Below are 17,044 nucleotides of genomic sequence, written 5' to 3' on the forward strand. Positions count from 1 at the left end.
GTACGCAAGGCCCGTGCCAGAGCGGCCAGGCCAGGGATTGTCATCGGGATGAAAAGGGCGACACCGATATCTCGGTGTCGCCCGGTTTTTTAGAAGAAGCCCAGCGGATTGATGTCGTAGCTCACCAGCAGGTTTTTGGTCTGTTGGTAGTGGTCGAGCATCATCTTGTGGGTTTCACGGCCGACACCGGACTTCTTGTATCCGCCGAACGCGGCGTGCGCCGGGTACAGGTGGTAGCAGTTGGTCCACACACGACCGGCCTTGATGGCGCGGCCCATGCGATAGGCGCGGTTGATGTCGCGGGTCCAGAGACCGGCGCCCAGGCCGAACTCGGTGTCGTTGGCAATCGCCAGGGCTTCGGCTTCGTCCTTGAAGGTGGTGATGCTCACCACCGGGCCGAAGATTTCTTCCTGGAATACACGCATCTTGTTGGTGCCCTTGAGCAGGGTCGGCTGGATGTAATACCCGGTCGACAGGTTGCCCTCGAGTTTTTCCACCTTGCCGCCGGTCAGCAGTTCGGCACCTTCGCCCTTGGCGATTTCCAGGTACGAAAGGATCTTGTCGAATTGCTGCTCGGACGCCTGGGCGCCGACCATGGTGTCGGTGTCCAGCGGATCGCCACGTTTGATTTGCAGGACTTTCTTCATGACGACGGCCATGAATTCGTCGTAGATCGATTCCTGTACCAGCGCACGGGACGGGCAGGTGCAGACTTCGCCCTGGTTGAAGAACGCCAGCACCAGGCCTTCGGCGGCCTTTTCGATGAAGCTCGGCTCGGCCTTCATGATGTCTTCGAAGAAGATGTTCGGCGACTTGCCGCCCAGCTCCACAGTGGACGGAATGATGTTCTCGGCGGCGCATTTCATGATGTGCGAGCCGACCGGCGTCGAGCCGGTGAAGGCGATCTTGGCGATACGCTTGCTGGTGGCCAGGGCTTCGCCGGCTTCTTTGCCGAACCCTTGCACCACGTTGAGCACGCCCGGCGGCAGCAGGTCGCCGATCAGTTCGAGCAGCACGCTGATGCCCAGCGGGGTTTGCTCGGCAGGTTTGAGCACCACGCAGTTGCCGGCGGCCAGGGCTGGCGCGAGTTTCCACGCGGCCATCAGGATCGGGAAGTTCCACGGGATGATCTGACCGACCACGCCCAGCGGTTCATGGATGTGATAAGCCACGGTGTTGCCATCGATCTCGGCTGCGCTGCCTTCCTGGGCGCGCAGGCACCCGGCGAAATAGCGGAAGTGGTCGGCGGCCAGCGGGATGTCGGCGTTGAGGGTTTCGCGGATGGCTTTGCCGTTGTCCCAGGTTTCGGTGATCGCCAGCAGTTCGAGGTTCTGTTCGATACGGTCGGCGATTTTCAGCAGGATCAGCGAGCGGGCCTGGGCGGAGGTCGAGCCCCAGGCATCGGCAGCGGCGTGTGCGGCGTCCAGTGCCTTGTCGATGTCTTCGGCTGTGGAGCGCGGGAATTCGGCAATCGGCTGGCCATTGACCGGCGAGGTATTGGTGAAGTACTGACCTTTGACAGGCGCGACGAACTCGCCGCCGATGTAGTTACCGTACTTGCTCTTGAACGAGACTTTGGCGCCTTCAGTACCGGGGTGAGCGTAACGCATGATGATGTTCTCCTTGGCTTTGTACTTATTAGAGAAACGCGCATGAGCGCTTGCTATAAGCGTAGAGCAAAGGTCGGGCCACCGCCGCGCAGGTCAGGCAAATCAAGGCCTTGCGTGATTTCTGTCGGACAAATGGCAAGCGTCTGTGACGGTATCGGTACAGCTCGGGTGACAGTTTGTACCGCTTCTGGCACAACCTGTGACCGGGTGGTCTTGCCAGCATTGCAAAGACCGATTGGCTGGAGGATGCTGGGCACCACTTCACGCATGGGCCGCTGAGCCTCGGGGAGAATAATAAGAAATGCACGACAATCATTTGAGTCGCCATGCCCAACAGGTTCTCACCGTCACCCAGGGCAAACCGCACCTGCACGGCCCTGGTGCCGACCCGTCGATCGCCCGCTCGTGGCTGCGTTGTCTTGAGGACTATCACCTCGACCCGGCCCTGACCATGGCGCCGACCGTGCTCGAACACGGTCGGGTCCTCGAAAGCCGCGAACGGCTGCAACAGGTGTTGCAGATCGCCGGCAATGAAATGAGCAGCCTGCATCAACAACTCTCCGGCGCCGGCCATGCGGTGTTGCTGACCGACGCGCGCGGGGTGATCCTCAACTGCGTCACTGCTCCGGCCGAACGCAAGATCTTCGAACGCGCCGGCCTGTGGCTGGGTTCCGACTGGAGCGAGGCCTGCGAAGGCACCAACGGTATCGGCACTTGCCTTGTCGAGCGTCAGGCCCTGACGATTCATCAGGACGAACACTTTCGCGGTCGCCATACCGGGCTGACCTGCTCGGCGAGCCCGGTCTTCGACCCGCACGGCGAACTGCTGGCGGTGCTCGATGTTTCCTCAGCGCGGCATGACGTCTCGCGCCAGAGCCAGTTCCACACCATGGCGCTGGTCAATCTGTCGGCGAAGATGATCGAGAGCTGCTATTTCCTGCGCTGCTTCGATAACCAATGGTTGTTGCGATTCCATCTCCAGGCCGAGTCTGTTGGGCTGTTCAGCGAGGGGCTGCTGGCGTTTGACGGGGAAGGGCGGATCAGCGCGGTCAATCAGAGTGCCTTGAACCTGCTCGGACACATTCGTGGCGGCTTGCTGGGCAAACCGGTGGAGGCGTTTTTCGATTGTTCGCTGGATGAGTTGCTGGGGCGTGCGAGTGCCCACGCCAGCGCAAGCTGGCCGTTGCGCACCCGCGACGGACGGCATCTGTTTGCAGTGCTGCGCGGCGAAACCCGTCGGCCGCTGCCGGTAGCACCGGCTCCCGCTCCTGTCGAAGCACCGCGTCTTGCGGGCATTTGCCTGGGCGACGCTGCGTTGCAGACGGATTTCCGCAAGGCCTTGCGGGTGTTCGAGCGCGACGTGCCGCTGCTGATCAATGGCGAAACCGGCTCCGGCAAGGAAGCGTTCGCCAAGGCTGTGCATCAGGCCAGTCAACGCGCCGGCAAAGCGTTCGTCGCCCTCAACTGCGCGGCGATTCCAGAAAGCCTGATCGAGAGCGAATTGTTCGGCTATCGCGGCGGCAGCTTCACCGGAGCACGCAAGGACGGCATGCGTGGCAAGTTGCAGCAGGCCGATGGCGGCACGCTGTTCCTCGATGAAATCGGCGACATGCCGTTGGCTCTGCAAACCCGATTGTTGCGGGTGCTGGAAGACCGGCAAGTGGTACCGATCGGCGGCGAGCCGGAGTCGGTCAACGTGCGGATCATCAGCGCCACGCACCGCAATTTGCTGGAACGGGTCGGCGACGGCAGTTTCCGTGAAGACCTTTACTACCGGCTCAACGGTCTGGAAGTGGCGTTGCCACCGTTGCGCGAGCGCAGTGACAAGTCGCAGTTGCTGGATTTCCTGCTGGCCGAAGAGGCGGGCGGTGAAACGATCCTGATCGAAGAGCCGGCGCGCCAGGCATTGTTGGGTTTCAACTGGCCGGGCAATGTGCGGCAGATGCGCAATGTGCTGCGCACGCTGGCGGCGCTGTGCGATGAAGGGCGAATCGGGCTGGAGGACTTGCCCGCGATGTTCCGGCAGGTGCAGCCGCTGCTGGTCAAAGTCGATGAAGCGTCGTCCGGACAGCCGCTGGAGGATGCCGAGCGGCTGGCGTTGCTCAATGCGCTGGAACACACGCGCTGGCACATGACCCACACGGCGCAGCAGCTGGGCGTGAGCCGCAATACGCTCTATAGAAAGCTGCGCAAACACGGGATCGAGCGGCGTGCCAGTTAAAAGCCCCTCACCCTAACCCTCTCCCAGAGGGAGAGGGGACTGACCGTGGTGTCTTTTGCCATACATCGACCTGAGTAACTGAGTCGACTATGGAACTGACCGAGGTGCGTCGACCTGAGCGACTGAGTCGATTATGGATTCGGACCTGAGTTCACCGCGATGTGTCAGGTCGGCGTACCTCGAAAGAGCACCGCGGTCGGTCCCCTCTCCCTTGGGAGAGGGCCAGGGTGAGGGGCGCGATCTCAAGACGGACACACATTCAGACCTCCACCCCTCAATCAGCTAAAGAGTGCGATTTCCCCCTCCCTGCGCTAACCTGCGGCCATGTTTTACGAGGTCGACTATGCACATTCATATTCTGGGTATCTGCGGGACTTTCATGGGCTCGATGGCGGTTCTGGCCAAAGAGCTGGGCCATCACGTGACCGGCTCCGATGCCAACGTCTATCCGCCGATGAGCACTCAGCTCGAAGCCCAGGGCATTCAGCTGACCCAGGGGTACGACCCGGCACAGCTTGATCCGGCGCCGGATCTGGTGGTGATCGGCAACGCCATGTCCCGCGGTAATCCGGCGGTGGAATATGTGCTGAACAAAGGCCTGCCGTACGTCTCCGGCCCGCAGTGGCTGGCCGACCATGTGCTGCAAGGTCGCTGGGTGCTGGCGGTTGCCGGTACTCACGGCAAGACCACCACCAGCAGCATGCTCGCCTGGGTGCTGGAACATGCCGGCATGAGCCCGGGTTTCCTGATCGGCGGCGTTCCGCAGAATTTCTCGGTATCGGCGCGTCTGGGTGGCACGCCGTTCTTCGTGATCGAGGCCGACGAATACGACAGCGCGTTCTTCGACAAGCGCTCGAAATTCGTCCATTACCGTCCGCGCACGGCGATCCTCAACAACCTTGAGTTCGATCACGCGGACATCTTCCCTGATCTGCCGGCCATCGAGCGTCAGTTTCACCATTTGGTGCGCACAATTCCGAGCGAAGGCCTGGTGATTCACCCGACCACTGAACCCGCATTGCAGCGTGTGATCGAGATGGGCTGCTGGACCCCGGTGCAAACCACCGGTGTCGGCGGTCAGTGGCAGGTCAAGTTGCTGAAGGACGATGGCTCGGCGTTCGAAGTGATGTTCGAAGGCGTCTCCCAAGGCGTCGTCGAGTGGGAGCTGACCGGCCAGCACAACGTCGCCAACGCCTTGGCCACTCTGGCGGCGGCGCGTCACGTCGGTGTTGTGCCGTCCATGGGCATTGCCGGGTTGAGCGCGTTCAAGAGCGTGAAGCGCCGGATGGAAAAAGTCGCGGAAGTGCGCGGCATCACCATCTACGACGACTTCGCCCACCACCCGACCGCGATTGCCACCACCCTCGACGGCCTGCGCAAACGCATTGGCGATGCGCCGCTGATCGCGATCATCGAGCCACGCTCCAACTCGATGAAGCTCGGCGCCCACCGTGACGGTCTGCCGGACAGCGTGGTCGATGCCGATCAGGTGATCTGGTACGCCCCGGCCAACCTCGGTTGGGATCTGGCGGGCACCGCCGCGCTGTGTACCGTGCCGTCGATTGTCAGCGATTCGCTCGAAGGCATCATCGAACGCGTGAAGAGCCAGGCCCAGCCCGGCACTCACGTGGTGATCATGAGCAACGGCGGTTTTGGCGGTCTGCACGGCAAACTCGCCGAGGCGCTGAAATGAACACTCGCTTGCAGAGCAATGGCCCGGAACGCATCACGCTGGCGATGACTGGCGCGTCCGGCGCCCAGTACGGCTTGCGCCTGCTGGATTGCCTGGTGCGCGAGGATCGCGAGGTGCACTTCCTGATCTCCAAGGCCGCGCAACTGGTGATGGCCACCGAGACGGACGTGTCGCTGCCGGCCAAGCCGCAAATGATGCAGGCGTTTCTCACCGAATACACCGGCGCCGCCGCCGGGCAGATCCGTGTGTACGGCAAGGAAGACTGGATGTCGCCGGTGGCCTCGGGCTCTGGCGCGCCGGCCGCGATGGTGGTGGTGCCGTGCTCGACCGGCACCTTGTCGGCTATCGCCACCGGCGCCTGCAACAACCTGATCGAACGGGCGGCGGACGTGACGCTGAAGGAGCGGCGCCAGTTGATTCTGGTGCCACGCGAAGCGCCGTATTCGAGCATTCATCTGGAGCACATGCTCAAGCTGTCGAACATGGGCGTGACCATCCTGCCAGCCTCACCGGGCTTCTATCACCAGCCACAGACCATCGACGACCTGATCGATTTCGTGGTGGCGCGGATTCTCAATCTGCTGGGCATTCCCCAGGACATGCTGCCGCGTTGGGGCGAACACCATCTGAGCAGCGATGAATAAGCTGCTGGCAATCCTGCTGATATTGCAACTGACCGGCTGCGCCACGGCGCGCACACTCGATGCCGCCAAACCCGGCGCGCCGGTGGTGTATTCCGGTACGCGGCTGGATCTGTACGCGATGAATGGCGGGTGTTGTGCGAAGGATCGGTTCGGGGCAGAGGCGCCAAGTTATCCGGGAGTGGACCTGCCGGCCAGTGCGTTGCTGGATACGCTGCTGTTGCCGTTGTCGTTGCTGACGGTGATCGGCGTGGGATTTCAGGCGACTGGCGGGCTCTAAAAAGATCGCAGCCGATGGCTGCGATCTTTTTACTTACCGAGTTTTCTCAATTCATCTGACTCGACGATCCGCACTCCGTCCTGTTCTTCCAAAGCCAGCCGCCACATGGCGCGGGCCAGTTGGCAGGCCTCGATGCCGCGGTACTTGCCGGGAATCAGTTTCGAAAACGGTGCGGCAAGCTGCTCGCCCAATCGCGGCTCGCTGCGATCCCCCAGCAGCAACGAGGGCCGACAGATGGTCAGTTGCGGCCAGTCCTGCGCGCGCAATGCGTGTTCCATCTCGCCTTTGACCTTGTTGTAGAAAATCGAGGATCGGCGATCAGCCCCCAGGGCACTGATCACGATCAGATGCCGTGCGCCCATTTCCCGGGCGCGCTTTGCGAAAGCCACCACCATGTCCAGATCCACGGCGCGAAACGCCTCTTCGGAGCCGGCCTGTTTGATGGTGGTACCGAGGCAGCAATAGGCGATGTCGACGCGACCGGCCAGCTGCGGCAGGAAGGTCTGCGGGTCGCCGACCGGGTTTTCCAGATGTGGGTGTTCGGCCAGCGGCCGGCGTGAAGGGGCCAGGACGCGGGTGATCGTCGGTTCGTTGAGCAAACGGTCGAGCAGATGTTCCCCGGTCAGCCCGGTGGCTCCGGCGAGCAATACATGCTGAGGCGTCAAGTACATAGTGTCTCTCCCTTGATACTGTTCAGCTTAGTTGCTCTTTGTCGCTCCGTCGTTCAACGCAGCACTTTGCAACGCTTTTCTCGCTTGCTGCTTGCGCAGCAGTTGCCAATGCGCAAGCACGGTCTTCGGTGCCCAGATCTGCGGCTCGGAGGCTTCGAAGTTGTCCGCCAGTTCGCGCTCGGCGACAGTAGCCTTGGCCAGTTTGAAGGCTTGTTCCAGATCGTCGGTCTGGTTCAGCGCCTGGGCAAACAGGGCATCGCCGAAGTAGGTGAAGTTGGCCTCTTCCGAGCAGCCGAACGATACTCGGTCGGCGCGCGAGGCGGTCATGATCAGCGTACGTTCGTCCTTCAGCGCCGGAATGAAACCGCCGGAATAGCACGAAGAAATGACGATGATCTTGTCGCGGTTCTTCAGCGGTGCGAGCACGGCGGCGAGTTCGTCGGCAGGCAGGTCGGCCAGTTCCATGCGCGGCTGGTCGAGCACCAGTTCGTGTTCGGCGGTGCCGTGGCTGGTCAGGTAGATGAACACCAGGTCTTCCGGGCCGCTGCGTTCGGCCAGGGTCAACGCGGCGCGGCGCAGGTTTTCGCGAGTGGCCATCGGCCGGTCGCCGAGGTGGTCGCGATGGTTGACCAGGCGGATCTGGCCAAAGGCACCGAAGCGACTGGCAAGCATGTTGGCCACGTAATCGGATTCGCGCAGGAACACGCTCTGTTTGCCGTCGCCGCCGAGAGTCAGGCTGTACAACTCCACTGCCGGGGTCGAGGCTGGCACGTTGGCCAGCGCCTCTTCGAGCAGGCGGCCCTGAGCCAACAGGCCGAGCTCAAGGGTATCGGGCAGCAATTTGCCGTCGGCGTCACGTACGCGCTGGCCGTTGATCCAGGTACCGCTGAGCACGGTGCCGTCAGTCAGCACCAGCGTGCCTCGGCCGGCGTAGCTGTCGCTGTCGAAACCGCCGATGTAGAAACTGCCGTCGGACAGGTTCAAGCGGCCCTGGCCACTGAAGCGCCAGTCATTGAAGTAGCCGATGTAGTGGCTGCCGTCGGCGCCGATCAGTTCGCCCTTGCCGGTCAGCGCGCCTTCCTTGAACTGGCCGAGCCAGACGTCGCCGTCGGCGTTTTCGTAGCGGCCCTTGCCGTGCAGTTGATTGTTCTTGAAGCCGCCGACATAGATGTCGCCGTCGGCACTGTTGAACGTGCCGTTGCCTTCGAGCTGCCCATTGATGAAGTGACCGGTGAACTGATTGCCGCTGGCATCGCCGCGCTGGCCCTCACCGTTGGGTTTGCCGTTTGCGAACTGGCCCTGATAGGAGCTGCCGTCGTCCAGCTCCAGACGGCCGAGCCCGGAATACTGGTCGGCCTTGAATTCGCCGCGATAGGTCATCGCGTTTTCTTTGAGGGTGCCTTCGCCTTCGCGTCGGCCCAGCTTGAAACCTCCGGTGTAGCTGCTGCCGTGGGTGGTCAGCGTGCCCTGGCCGTCGAACAGGCCTTGCTGGAAATTCCCGCGATAGACCTCGCCGTTGCTGCCGTGCCATTCGCCCTGACCGTGCCACTGGCCCTTGTCGAACTCGCCCGCGTACCAGCTGCCGTTCGGGTAGTCGACCCGGCCCTGGCCTTGCAGCAGACCGTTGACCAGCTCGCCGCGATAGCGTCCGCCATCGGGCAGACGCGTATCCGGGGGCAACAGCGATTCGCCGTCGCCGCAAGCGGTGAGCATCAGGGTCAAGGCAAGCGGTGCAAGAGCAGCAAGTGAGCGCATAGCGGGATCCGGGCAATTAGGCGACCGAGTATGCCGCAGCTATGTGACCTTATACAGCCGGCAGAGGGGAGTGGATGCGAAACAGCGTGAGCCGCTTCGCATCCCGGCACTCAAACGAAGCAGAGCGACAGCGGTTCGGCGATGTAGGCCGGTTTGTCCGAGCCTTCGATCTCCAGGGTGGCGGTGGCCTTGAGCAGCCACTGGCCAGGTTTTTTCTCGGTCACTTCACCGAGATCGACCTTGAGCCGGACCTTGGAATTGACCTTGACCGGCTGGATGAAACGCACGCTGTCCAGGCCGTAGTTGACCACCATCTTCACGCCTTGCGGCAGGATCAGGATGTCTTCCATCAGTTTGGGGATCAGCGACAACGACAGGAAACCGTGTGCAATGGTGCTGCCAAATGGCGTTTGCGCGGCTTTGACCGGGTCGACATGGATGAACTGAAAATCCCCGGTGGCTTCGGCGAACAGGTTGATACGCTCCTGATCGATGGTGAGCCATTCGGAACGTCCGAGTTCCTTGCCGACATAATCTTTGAGCTCTGCAACTGGAACATAGGGCATTGAGACTCTCCTTGGGTTCATCGGTTTTATAGTTTTTCAGGTGGGGGATTTGACCGCCCTGCGAACCACTGTAGATCATCATGGGCATTTGCTCAGGTCAACCGACCATGCTTTTGGCGAATGCCGATCCATAGCGCAGGCGTGCTTATAATGCCCGGCCCGTGCTTGGCGGGATGTCGGACGGAGATGACGGATGTTGCTACGCGGCCTGACCATGCTGGTGCTGTTTCAATTGCTCGGCACGGCCCTCAATCATTTGCTGTTGCCGGTGCTGCCGGGGCCGATCATCGGTCTTTTGCTGTTGCTGGTATTCCTGATCGCGCGCGGTGAAGTCGGCGAGCCGCTGAACCTCGCCGCCGGCAGCCTGTTGCGTTATCTGCCATTGCTGCTGGTGCCGCCGGCGGTGGGCGTGATGGTGTATGCCACGGCCATTGCTGCGGATTTCTGGGCGATCGTCGGTGCGCTGGTGGTCTCGCTGATTCTGTCCATGGCTTTCGCCGGCGTGCTGATGCAGCGCCTGGTCAAGCGTCACGCGCCGCATTCGGAGGAGTCCTGATGCTGTTCGACTGGCAAGGTGCCTGGGCTTCGGTGATCCACCATCCACTGTTCGGCATCGGCATCACCCTGGGGGCTTATCAATTGGTGCTGGCGGCGTTCGAGAAAACCCGCTGGATCTTCCTGCAACCGGTGCTGGTCTCCATGTTGCTGGTGATCGGTGTGCTGGTGGGTTGCGGCCTGACTTACGTCGAGTACCGCAAGAGCACCGAGATTCTCAGTATTCTGCTGGGCCCGGCGACCGTGGCGCTGGCCGTGCCGTTGTATCTGAATCTGCGACGCATCCGCCAATTGTTCTGGCCGATTTTTACTACGCTGGTGATAGGCGGGGTGGTCGCCACGGGCATGGGCGTCGCGCTGGGCTGGTGGTTCGGTGCCGATCACATGATCCTGATGACCATGGCGCCCAAATCGGTGACTTCGCCGATTGCCATGCTGGTGGCCGAACAAATCGGTGGTGTCGCGGCGCTGGCGGCGGTGTTCGTATTGATCACCGGGGTCATCGGCGCGATCTTCGGCCCGGCGCTGCTGACCCGCCTCGGCGTGCACAGCCCCGAGGCGCGGGGCATGGCGCTGGGCATGACGGCGCATGCGGTCGGTACATCGGTGGCGTTGCAGGAAAGCGATGAGTGCGGCGCCTTTGCGGCGCTGGCGATGAGTCTGATGGGCGTGGCCACGGCGGTGTTCCTGCCGTTGGCGGTGTCGATGGTGGTGTAAGGAAATGTCTATGAGTCTGCCGCTTTTTCCGCTGAACACGGTGCTGTTTCCCGGCTGCAACCTGGATTTGCAGATCTTCGAGGCGCGCTACCTGGACATGATCGGCCGTTGTATGAAACAGGGCGGTGGGTTCGGCGTGGTGTGCATCCTTGAAGGCCATGAAGTCGGCGCCGCACCCGAAGGTTTCGCCATGGTCGGTTGTGAAGCGCGGATCACTGATTTCCAGCAACAGGACAACGGCCTGCTGGGGATTCGGGTGCAGGGCGGGCGCCGCTTCATGGTGCAGCGCACTGAAGTGCAACGCGATCAACTGATCCTGGCCGAGGTCGACTGGCTGGATGAAGAGCCTGAGCAACCGTTGCAGGATGAAGACGCGGATCTGGTGGCACTGCTCAAGGCTCTGGCCGAACATCCTATGGTCGAGGCGCTGAACATGGGGACCGAAGCGGTCGGCCAGCAATCGCTGGCCAACCAGTTGGCCTATCTGTTGCCCTTCGCCGAAGAGGACAAGATCGATTTGCTGCAACTTGACGATCCACAGCAGCGACTGGATGCGATCCAGGCGCTGCTCGATGAGTTGCAGGGGGAGTTGTTTGCGTAAGGCGGGCTGACCGGGTCCGTTACTCTGGCCAGACGATATCGTTGGCGAACCAGTCCTTGCCCGGGGCCAGCGTCAGTATCGGCTTTCCGGCCTTGGCGACCTTGTCGATCAGAGCGTCATATTCATGCTGATTGTAGGCGCCACTGTGGGTTCGCGCCTCAATGGCCTGATTGGTGGACCATGGATCCGTCCCCGCCCGGACCATATCGTCGACTTTCGCCGCTCGTGTGTAGGTCGAGTCAAGCAACCAGAGGCGTTCGGAGTCGATGCCTTTTTTCGAGGTGGAGATCAGCGCTTCGAGATCATCTTCGGGAAACCACGTGCCGTCTTTTTCCGAGGACAGATTGAGCAGTTCGTTTTCCTCCTTGAGCACAACTTCCATTTTTCGGGTGTCGATGATGTAGGCGAAAGCGAACTTCTGGTTATGTCGAGTCGTTTCGTAGTTGCGTTCGAAGTCCAGCTCCACGTCAGACGCATCAGCCCCCTCGTTATCGGACTCGCCTGAATCGTGATCGGGCTCCCCGGGTTTCTTGCCGGGATATTTGTTCTTCTGGTTGTTGTAGAGCAGATATTCCGGATCCGGGGTTTTTCTGCCATTGCCGGAATACTCCTTGACCAGCTTAAGACTGACCGTTGCGCTGACCGGTGTTTCGGTCGTCGCCCCACTTGGATGTTTCATGCGAGGCAACATTACGCCGTCGGCATAAAACTCGAACGGCGTTCGCTCATCGCCCCTGAACAAACCGGGAATGTCGACGCGATACAGGCAGCCACTGCTGTTGCGCAGGTAACCCAGACTGGCCAGAAACCTGTCGTAAAAAGGCCGGCTCAGACTTTGGTCAATGTCGACCAGATCGGCGCGCCAGATCTTGCCGTTTCTAGTGGGGATGAGCAGCGGCTCGATTTCCTGTCGCAGTTGATCGAAGCGACCGGGGTCTTTGTCATCGAGCGAACGCAATCGATGCTGTTCTGCCCACTGCGGCATTTGCTGCGGGCTGTCGAGCAGGTCCTTGCGCAACTGCAGATGCTGCCCGGGTGAAAGATTGTAGCTGCGCAGGTGTTCAGTCACTTCATCCAGCGTCTTCTGAGGATGTAACCAGCGCAAACCATCCATGATCAGATCCTGCCTGGCATTGTCGGTCACCATCGGTTTGACCCAGTGCGGCCGACTGCCGCTCCTCTGGCCTTCTTCCCGAAAGCGTGCGATGTCCTGGCCATGAATGCCGTAAGCCTCCCAGATCTGATGATCCTTCCAGGCAGTCAGGTGAGTGGGCGAACCATTGAAACCGGCCGGAGGTTCGTCAACCCGTACCCAATAGTTGTCAGCACCCTTGAATCCGTAAAAATAATCGGCGTTCGGTGAGCTGTGGAAATGTTCGTGCCGTCGGTAATAACCCTGGGAGTCAAGCTGGATCCAGTGAGGCATAGGGTCCAGATGCACACCTGACAATGGCTGAAAAGGCTGCGGCTGTGAAATGGCCGGACGCTTGGTCTGCGTATCGCCCATTTCCGAGGACGGACGCTTGAGCGATGGTGCTCTCGGCGGTTGATGGGCAAGGCGCCACGTTGTTTCGCCCGGATCTCTGAGGATCAATGGGCCGGGCGTCAGTTTCCTGTACAGGTCGGTTACCCGATAGGCGCCACGGGCTGCGTCGAACTCCACATGCACGGTGCCGATGTCCTGGATATCGACAAAACGGCGGCCGACGACAAAGCGAAAACCATCGGCATCCGCTGCCTGCATATTGCGCAATAGCGCCGGGTTCAACAGGTAGCCGGTCAATCCGCTGTCTGTTGCGGACTGGATGTCGGGCAGGTCGGATATCTCAATTCCGGGCGGGGCGCCGTCATCGGAGTAGCTGCCCGAACTCCGCCCGGAAGGAGGGGCATGTTGGGCAGGAAGATCCGAATGTGGTCGATGCAGTATCGGTATTTCTACATCCGGACGCGGTCGATTGACGAGCGTGTCCGTTGGCGATTGCTGATTCACTCTTGGAGAGATTGATGACGGGGGTGTTTTTGGACGCATCGTGTCATTCCTTGACGATTGAAGTGTTTTTCCTTGTTGCGATTCAGTTTGTTGCTGCCATTGCGGTCGATCTGTTTTCGATGATCAGGCGTTCGGGATTGATGAGGCGCGTGGCGTCCCCGTCGGCTGTCCACTGGCCTGTTGCCGCGTTGTAGAAAATCTTTGCGTGAGGTGCATCGGGCAAATGGATGTTGTCGATGTGAACGCGATCGCTTTCCAGTATCTGCCGGTGTTTATGGTCGTTCGCCAGGGCGATGATTACTTGAGTCGACGCGCAGGACAGCGCGTTGACGGTATGCAGACCAATCACCTCGAACAGCGTGTTGACCCGATAGCGATGGCCCGAAGAGTCGATTACGTCGATGCTTTCCAGGGCCAGCGAAGCGTCGTTGCTGTCGGGCAGATGAATGTGAACACTGCCGATCTTGAGCAGGTCATCCTTGATGGAGAGGTGCCTGTCGCTGATCTCTTCCTGCAACTGTTGCGTATGAATGTGCCAGGTCGATGATCCCCGAAGGCTGGCGTCCGCTTCGGCGGTGGACAGGCGAATGGACATGTTGCTGGTCGGGTACAGCGCATACGTCGAGGATCGTCCTTCCAGCCAATAGGTCGCATTGTGATCGATGGCCTTGAAATCGATGCGTTGCGGAGTGTTCTTCAGGGTTCGCTTTTCGACAGAAGGTTTGACGAACAGGTAGGTGCCGGCGCGCGCTCGCAGCGAGGCACGGCTTTCCAGCGATCGGTAGCCCGGGTTTCTGGCATCTTCCAGAACATCGGTACGCGGATAGTCGAGCTCATAGGAAACACCATCCCGCATGACCAGGATGAAGGCGTGGTTCGTCTTCCAGCCCGATGTCAGGATGCCTGCGCCTCTGTCACTTTTGCTCCCCGCGCTTTCGATGACGGCGCCATGCAACGAGAGCAGTCCGGTACCAGGACCGAACGAAATCATGAAATGGACATCGTCGTAAGCAAGCACGGTAAATGCGTTTGTCTGCTGCGCGGTGACCGTATAGATCGCCCTGACTTCAGTAATGTCCTTGCTGTCGAAGTCGATATACAGCGTGCTGCGCGCGCCTTTGCCTGCCGGCGCTGCTTTCAGGACGGTGTGATAGTTCTGCCTGGAAACGAAGTAATGCGAGTGTGCTTTGGCGGACGGAATGTTGACCGGGTTGTTGAGTTGTACCGGGGATGGCTTGGCCACGCCGACGGTGATGACTTTGACTTGCAGGGGGAAGTCAGTCTGAGCTGCAATCTCGGCCGGCCAGTCTGGTTGCAAGTGGTAACCGTCCTGGGTGATGAATACCCATTTGTCGTTGTTCAGTACGCGTTTGCCATCGACGTTGCGGTACACCGCTTCGAGTACCAACTTGCGTAGCGGTGAGCGGGGATGGTCGTCACGCAATGACTCGATCACCAGAGCATGAGCGCGGATGAGCCAGCTCTGAACTGCTTCAAGTGTGGCCCCCAGATAAACCTTGCTGGGCTCCCGGCCATCCTCGGTGATGAGAATCTGGTGACTCAGGGGCGCGAGTTGGTAGGTATCGTTCCCGCTACCGCCGTCGACGCTGGCAAAGAGGCCTCGAACGGAAATGTGGTCATCCCCCGCACCGGCATTGACCTGATCTTGCCCGTTGGCGGTAATGACGTCGGCCTGATCCGATCCCCTGACCCGGTTATACGCGCCGGCCAGGGTTTCGACTTTCTCGATGGAGCTGAACGTGGAATGCAACACCGGTTCGATCGCCGGGTCCGCCGATCGCAACCCGAGCCTGCCGGTTTTCATGTCGATGTCGTAACCGAGGTAAAGCGGCGGATCCGGGATGTGATCCAGGTGCCTGTGAGTGCCTTGCAGCCACAGCAGGTCGGTACCGTCTCCCCCTTGCAGATGACTCGGTCGGATCTCTGCGCGAGAAAGTGCGTCGCTGGCGGACTGAAAAAGAAACGAATCGTCCCTGTCACCACCGCTGAGGTTTTTTTTGCCGTCGCCGTAACTGAAGAAATTCGGTTTGTCGCGTACCCCCTGCACCGTGTCATTACCGCCGCCGAGGTTCCAGAAAACCCCTTTGGCGGGGTCGCTCTTCACGGTGGTCACGATAGCGTCCGAGTCCGGCAGGCCGGCGCGTGCATCATAATGGTCATCGGTCTCGACGATGACTGGCACGTTCTCGGTGACGTAGGGTAATTCACCCTTGGCTTCATCCCACTGGTATCGATGGAAGCGCGTGGGTTGCAGCCTGACGTCGAACCGGCCGTTGACGATCGCGTCGACACTGTCCTTGAGTTCATTGTCGAGCCAGCGCAGGCTTTGGGTTTTCAAGGCCTTGGCGTAGTTGTTGGTGGTTCTCGCGACCAGATAGCGCTCCATGAGCGCCTTGTCCTGGTCTTGTCCGGTAAAAGCGAACCAGCCGGCACGCCAGCGTTCATTCACGGACAGCTCGATGTAATCGTCGATGTCGTCGACGGCCCGGACAGCGCCGTAGACTCTCGCGCCGATAATCATGATTGCCGCCGCTGCGATGCCCACCGGCCCCGCCGCCTGGAAGCCCGCCAGTGCCGCGCAGCCCAGCGCCAGAGACAGCGCGGCGCTGAACACGCTCAGCCCTCCGGTCACGTAGAGGTCCTGAGCTTCTTTTCCCTGGGTCTTGGCGGCATCGTTGAAGGATTTGATGGCGGTGTAGATATCAAAAGGCAGCGTCAGCACGCTGGCGATCAATCCCGCGCCCCGGCACAGCCACTTGCCCATGCCGGTCTTGCCGAATTGTTCAATGGCCGTCGAGCCCTGTCGGATCATATGTTCGCCCGTTCTGTTCAAGGCGTACTCGAATCCCAATGAGGTGATCTCCGCAAGACCACCGCCGACATTGATCAGGACCTCTCCCGTATGGCCTTTCTTGAGGGCTTCAATGGCGCCAGTGAATGCGCTGTACAGTCCGTACGCCTGCAATCCCACCCCCATGCTGGTCAAACTGCGACTCTTGACCTTGTCTACCCAGTTGGGCAAATGATCCGGCAGCGGATCTCTGCGTATGTCCAGGCGTTGTGTGGCATTCAGCAAACTGTTGATCTTGTTCATTGCCTTAGAGGATTCTCCGGTTGTCATCTCGCGCATCAGCGATGGGGCATCCGGTGAACGTTGTGTGACAATCTCATACAGCAGTGGCGCAACTTTCTGGCCTTCTTGTGTATTGACTGATTTGATGCGCTGCTCAACTTCGGCCGGGTCGAATTCCAGTGCATCGATGAATGTTTGATCGGGCTCGGGGAAATAGGTATTGGCTGCGGTGATGGCCTGGCCATTGAGCCGCCCGCCCAGGGCATGCAGTTCCTGACGGCTGACGCTCATTTCGCCTATGCGCAGAGGGCCGAACAGGCTGTCTGTATCACGCAGGCTCAGTGTCCGGCCGTGCAGAAAGGAAGTGTTGGTCTCTTTGTTAGTTGATGGGTTATTTATGTCGGAAATAATAATTGCAGTTGTAGGATTAGTTTCCGAAGTTGCTTCGAGCGGGATAGACAAGATCAATACTCTTCCATGAGGTGTTGAGAGTTCAATCTGTCATGTAATGATTTTTTTGATCAGGCCTATTGTTTTGCCAATTATATTTCTGGTTGTCGTTTTTATCGCGTTGACAAGTCTTTTGCTTTTGTTTAGAGCAAGTGCGGCTATAAGGTTCTTGTCGAAAAAGCAGCGAGTGAGTTCAGGAG

At 60.1% G+C, this 17,044-nt stretch carries 13 protein-coding genes; 7 read left to right on the forward strand and 6 right to left on the reverse strand.

Annotated features, from left to right (window positions below; genetic code table 11):
* Nucleotides 1-89 precede the first annotated feature (89 nt).
* Nucleotides 90-1,610, reverse strand: a complete 1,521-nt coding sequence (gene exaC, locus ACW9HX_RS15245; RefSeq protein WP_457381268.1) for an acetaldehyde dehydrogenase ExaC — start codon at nucleotides 1,608-1,610, stop codon at nucleotides 90-92.
* Between the two features lie 301 nt (nucleotides 1,611-1,911).
* Here exaC and ACW9HX_RS15250 point away from each other — a divergent pair, with 301 nt between their 5' ends.
* The 4 genes from ACW9HX_RS15250 to ACW9HX_RS15265 all read left to right on the forward strand — a co-directional run bounded on the left by ACW9HX_RS15250 (nucleotide 1,912) and on the right by ACW9HX_RS15265 (nucleotide 6,445).
* Entirely contained in the window at nucleotides 1,912-3,831 is a 1,920-nt protein-coding gene (locus ACW9HX_RS15250; RefSeq protein ID WP_457381269.1) for a sigma-54-dependent Fis family transcriptional regulator, read from the forward strand.
* A 343-nt stretch (nucleotides 3,832-4,174) separates the two neighbouring features.
* Entirely contained in the window at nucleotides 4,175-5,524 is a 1,350-nt protein-coding gene (mpl, locus tag ACW9HX_RS15255; RefSeq protein ID WP_457381270.1) for a UDP-N-acetylmuramate:L-alanyl-gamma-D-glutamyl-meso-diaminopimelate ligase, read from the forward strand.
* Entirely contained in the window at nucleotides 5,521-6,168 is a 648-nt protein-coding gene (gene ubiX / locus ACW9HX_RS15260) for a flavin prenyltransferase UbiX (protein ID WP_085654987.1), read from the forward strand. The genes mpl and ubiX overlap by 4 nt, the downstream gene beginning before the upstream one ends.
* Nucleotides 6,161-6,445 carry a YceK/YidQ family lipoprotein gene (locus ACW9HX_RS15265; RefSeq protein ID WP_457381271.1) on the forward strand — a complete coding sequence of 95 codons (285 nt, stop codon included), beginning with the start codon at nucleotides 6,161-6,163 and terminating at the stop codon, nucleotides 6,443-6,445. The genes ubiX and ACW9HX_RS15265 overlap by 8 nt, the downstream gene beginning before the upstream one ends.
* Nucleotides 6,446-6,474: 29 nt before the next feature.
* Here ACW9HX_RS15265 and ACW9HX_RS15270 read toward each other — a convergent pair whose 3' ends face one another.
* The 3 genes from ACW9HX_RS15270 to ACW9HX_RS15280 all read right to left on the reverse strand — a co-directional run bounded on the left by ACW9HX_RS15270 (nucleotide 6,475) and on the right by ACW9HX_RS15280 (nucleotide 9,437).
* Complete coding sequence (locus tag ACW9HX_RS15270) at nucleotides 6,475-7,116, reverse strand: oxidoreductase (RefSeq protein ID WP_096820775.1); 642 nt, start codon at nucleotides 7,114-7,116, stop codon at nucleotides 6,475-6,477.
* Nucleotides 7,117-7,143: 27 nt separating this feature from the next.
* Entirely contained in the window at nucleotides 7,144-8,871 is a 1,728-nt protein-coding gene (locus ACW9HX_RS15275; protein ID WP_457381272.1) for a C13 family peptidase, read from the reverse strand.
* A gap of 110 nt (nucleotides 8,872-8,981) precedes the next feature.
* Nucleotides 8,982-9,437: a MaoC family dehydratase gene (locus ACW9HX_RS15280; protein ID WP_282358506.1), complete on the reverse strand. Its 456-nt coding sequence runs from the start codon at nucleotides 9,435-9,437 to the stop codon at nucleotides 8,982-8,984.
* Nucleotides 9,438-9,630: 193 nt separating this feature from the next.
* Here ACW9HX_RS15280 and ACW9HX_RS15285 point away from each other — a divergent pair, with 193 nt between their 5' ends.
* Genes ACW9HX_RS15285 through ACW9HX_RS15295 form a run of 3 tightly spaced genes read left to right on the forward strand, consistent with a single transcriptional unit; the run spans nucleotide 9,631 to nucleotide 11,310 of the window.
* Nucleotides 9,631-9,993 (forward strand): CidA/LrgA family protein, encoded by a 363-nt coding sequence (locus ACW9HX_RS15285; protein WP_457381273.1) that lies wholly within the window; start codon nucleotides 9,631-9,633, stop codon nucleotides 9,991-9,993.
* On the forward strand, nucleotides 9,993-10,709 hold the full coding sequence (locus tag ACW9HX_RS15290) for an LrgB family protein (protein WP_096820777.1): 717 nt from the start codon (nucleotides 9,993-9,995) through the stop codon (nucleotides 10,707-10,709). Before ACW9HX_RS15285 ends, ACW9HX_RS15290 begins: the two co-directional genes overlap by 1 nt.
* Nucleotides 10,710-10,719: 10 nt before the next feature.
* A complete protein-coding gene (locus ACW9HX_RS15295) occupies nucleotides 10,720-11,310 on the forward strand; it encodes an LON peptidase substrate-binding domain-containing protein (RefSeq protein WP_457381274.1) in 591 nt (196 codons plus the stop codon).
* 19 nt (nucleotides 11,311-11,329) lie between these two features.
* On the opposite strand, the gene ACW9HX_RS15300 is transcribed toward ACW9HX_RS15295, so the two are convergent.
* Together ACW9HX_RS15300 and ACW9HX_RS15305 are read right to left on the reverse strand one after the other, a co-directional pair.
* Nucleotides 11,330-13,339 (reverse strand): hypothetical protein, encoded by a 2,010-nt coding sequence (locus tag ACW9HX_RS15300; RefSeq protein ID WP_457381275.1) that lies wholly within the window; start codon nucleotides 13,337-13,339, stop codon nucleotides 11,330-11,332.
* Between the two features lie 43 nt (nucleotides 13,340-13,382).
* On the reverse strand, nucleotides 13,383-16,856 hold the full coding sequence (locus ACW9HX_RS15305) for a calcium-binding protein (RefSeq protein ID WP_457381276.1): 3,474 nt from the start codon (nucleotides 16,854-16,856) through the stop codon (nucleotides 13,383-13,385).
* Nucleotides 16,857-17,044 lie beyond the last annotated feature (188 nt).

The sequence above is a fragment of the Pseudomonas sp. SDO52101_S400 genome (assembly GCF_054071635.1).

What these genes read in the sequence shown, in the direction of transcription:
- exaC (WP_457381268.1), bottom strand. Translation starts at nt 1,610, where the DNA reads ATGCGTTACGCTCACCCCGGTACTGAAGGCGCCAAAGTCTCGTTCAAG.
- ACW9HX_RS15250 (WP_457381269.1), top strand. Translation starts at nt 1,912, where the DNA reads ATGCACGACAATCATTTGAGTCGCCATGCCCAACAGGTTCTCACCGTC.
- mpl (WP_457381270.1), top strand. Translation starts at nt 4,175, where the DNA reads ATGCACATTCATATTCTGGGTATCTGCGGGACTTTCATGGGCTCGATG.
- ubiX (WP_085654987.1), top strand. Translation starts at nt 5,521, where the DNA reads ATGAACACTCGCTTGCAGAGCAATGGCCCGGAACGCATCACGCTGGCG.
- ACW9HX_RS15265 (WP_457381271.1), top strand. Translation starts at nt 6,161, where the DNA reads ATGAATAAGCTGCTGGCAATCCTGCTGATATTGCAACTGACCGGCTGC.
- ACW9HX_RS15270 (WP_096820775.1), bottom strand. Translation starts at nt 7,116, where the DNA reads ATGTACTTGACGCCTCAGCATGTATTGCTCGCCGGAGCCACCGGGCTG.
- ACW9HX_RS15275 (WP_457381272.1), bottom strand. Translation starts at nt 8,871, where the DNA reads ATGCGCTCACTTGCTGCTCTTGCACCGCTTGCCTTGACCCTGATGCTC.
- ACW9HX_RS15280 (WP_282358506.1), bottom strand. Translation starts at nt 9,437, where the DNA reads ATGCCCTATGTTCCAGTTGCAGAGCTCAAAGATTATGTCGGCAAGGAA.
- ACW9HX_RS15285 (WP_457381273.1), top strand. Translation starts at nt 9,631, where the DNA reads ATGTTGCTACGCGGCCTGACCATGCTGGTGCTGTTTCAATTGCTCGGC.
- ACW9HX_RS15290 (WP_096820777.1), top strand. Translation starts at nt 9,993, where the DNA reads ATGCTGTTCGACTGGCAAGGTGCCTGGGCTTCGGTGATCCACCATCCA.
- ACW9HX_RS15295 (WP_457381274.1), top strand. Translation starts at nt 10,720, where the DNA reads ATGAGTCTGCCGCTTTTTCCGCTGAACACGGTGCTGTTTCCCGGCTGC.
- ACW9HX_RS15300 (WP_457381275.1), bottom strand. Translation starts at nt 13,339, where the DNA reads ATGCGTCCAAAAACACCCCCGTCATCAATCTCTCCAAGAGTGAATCAG.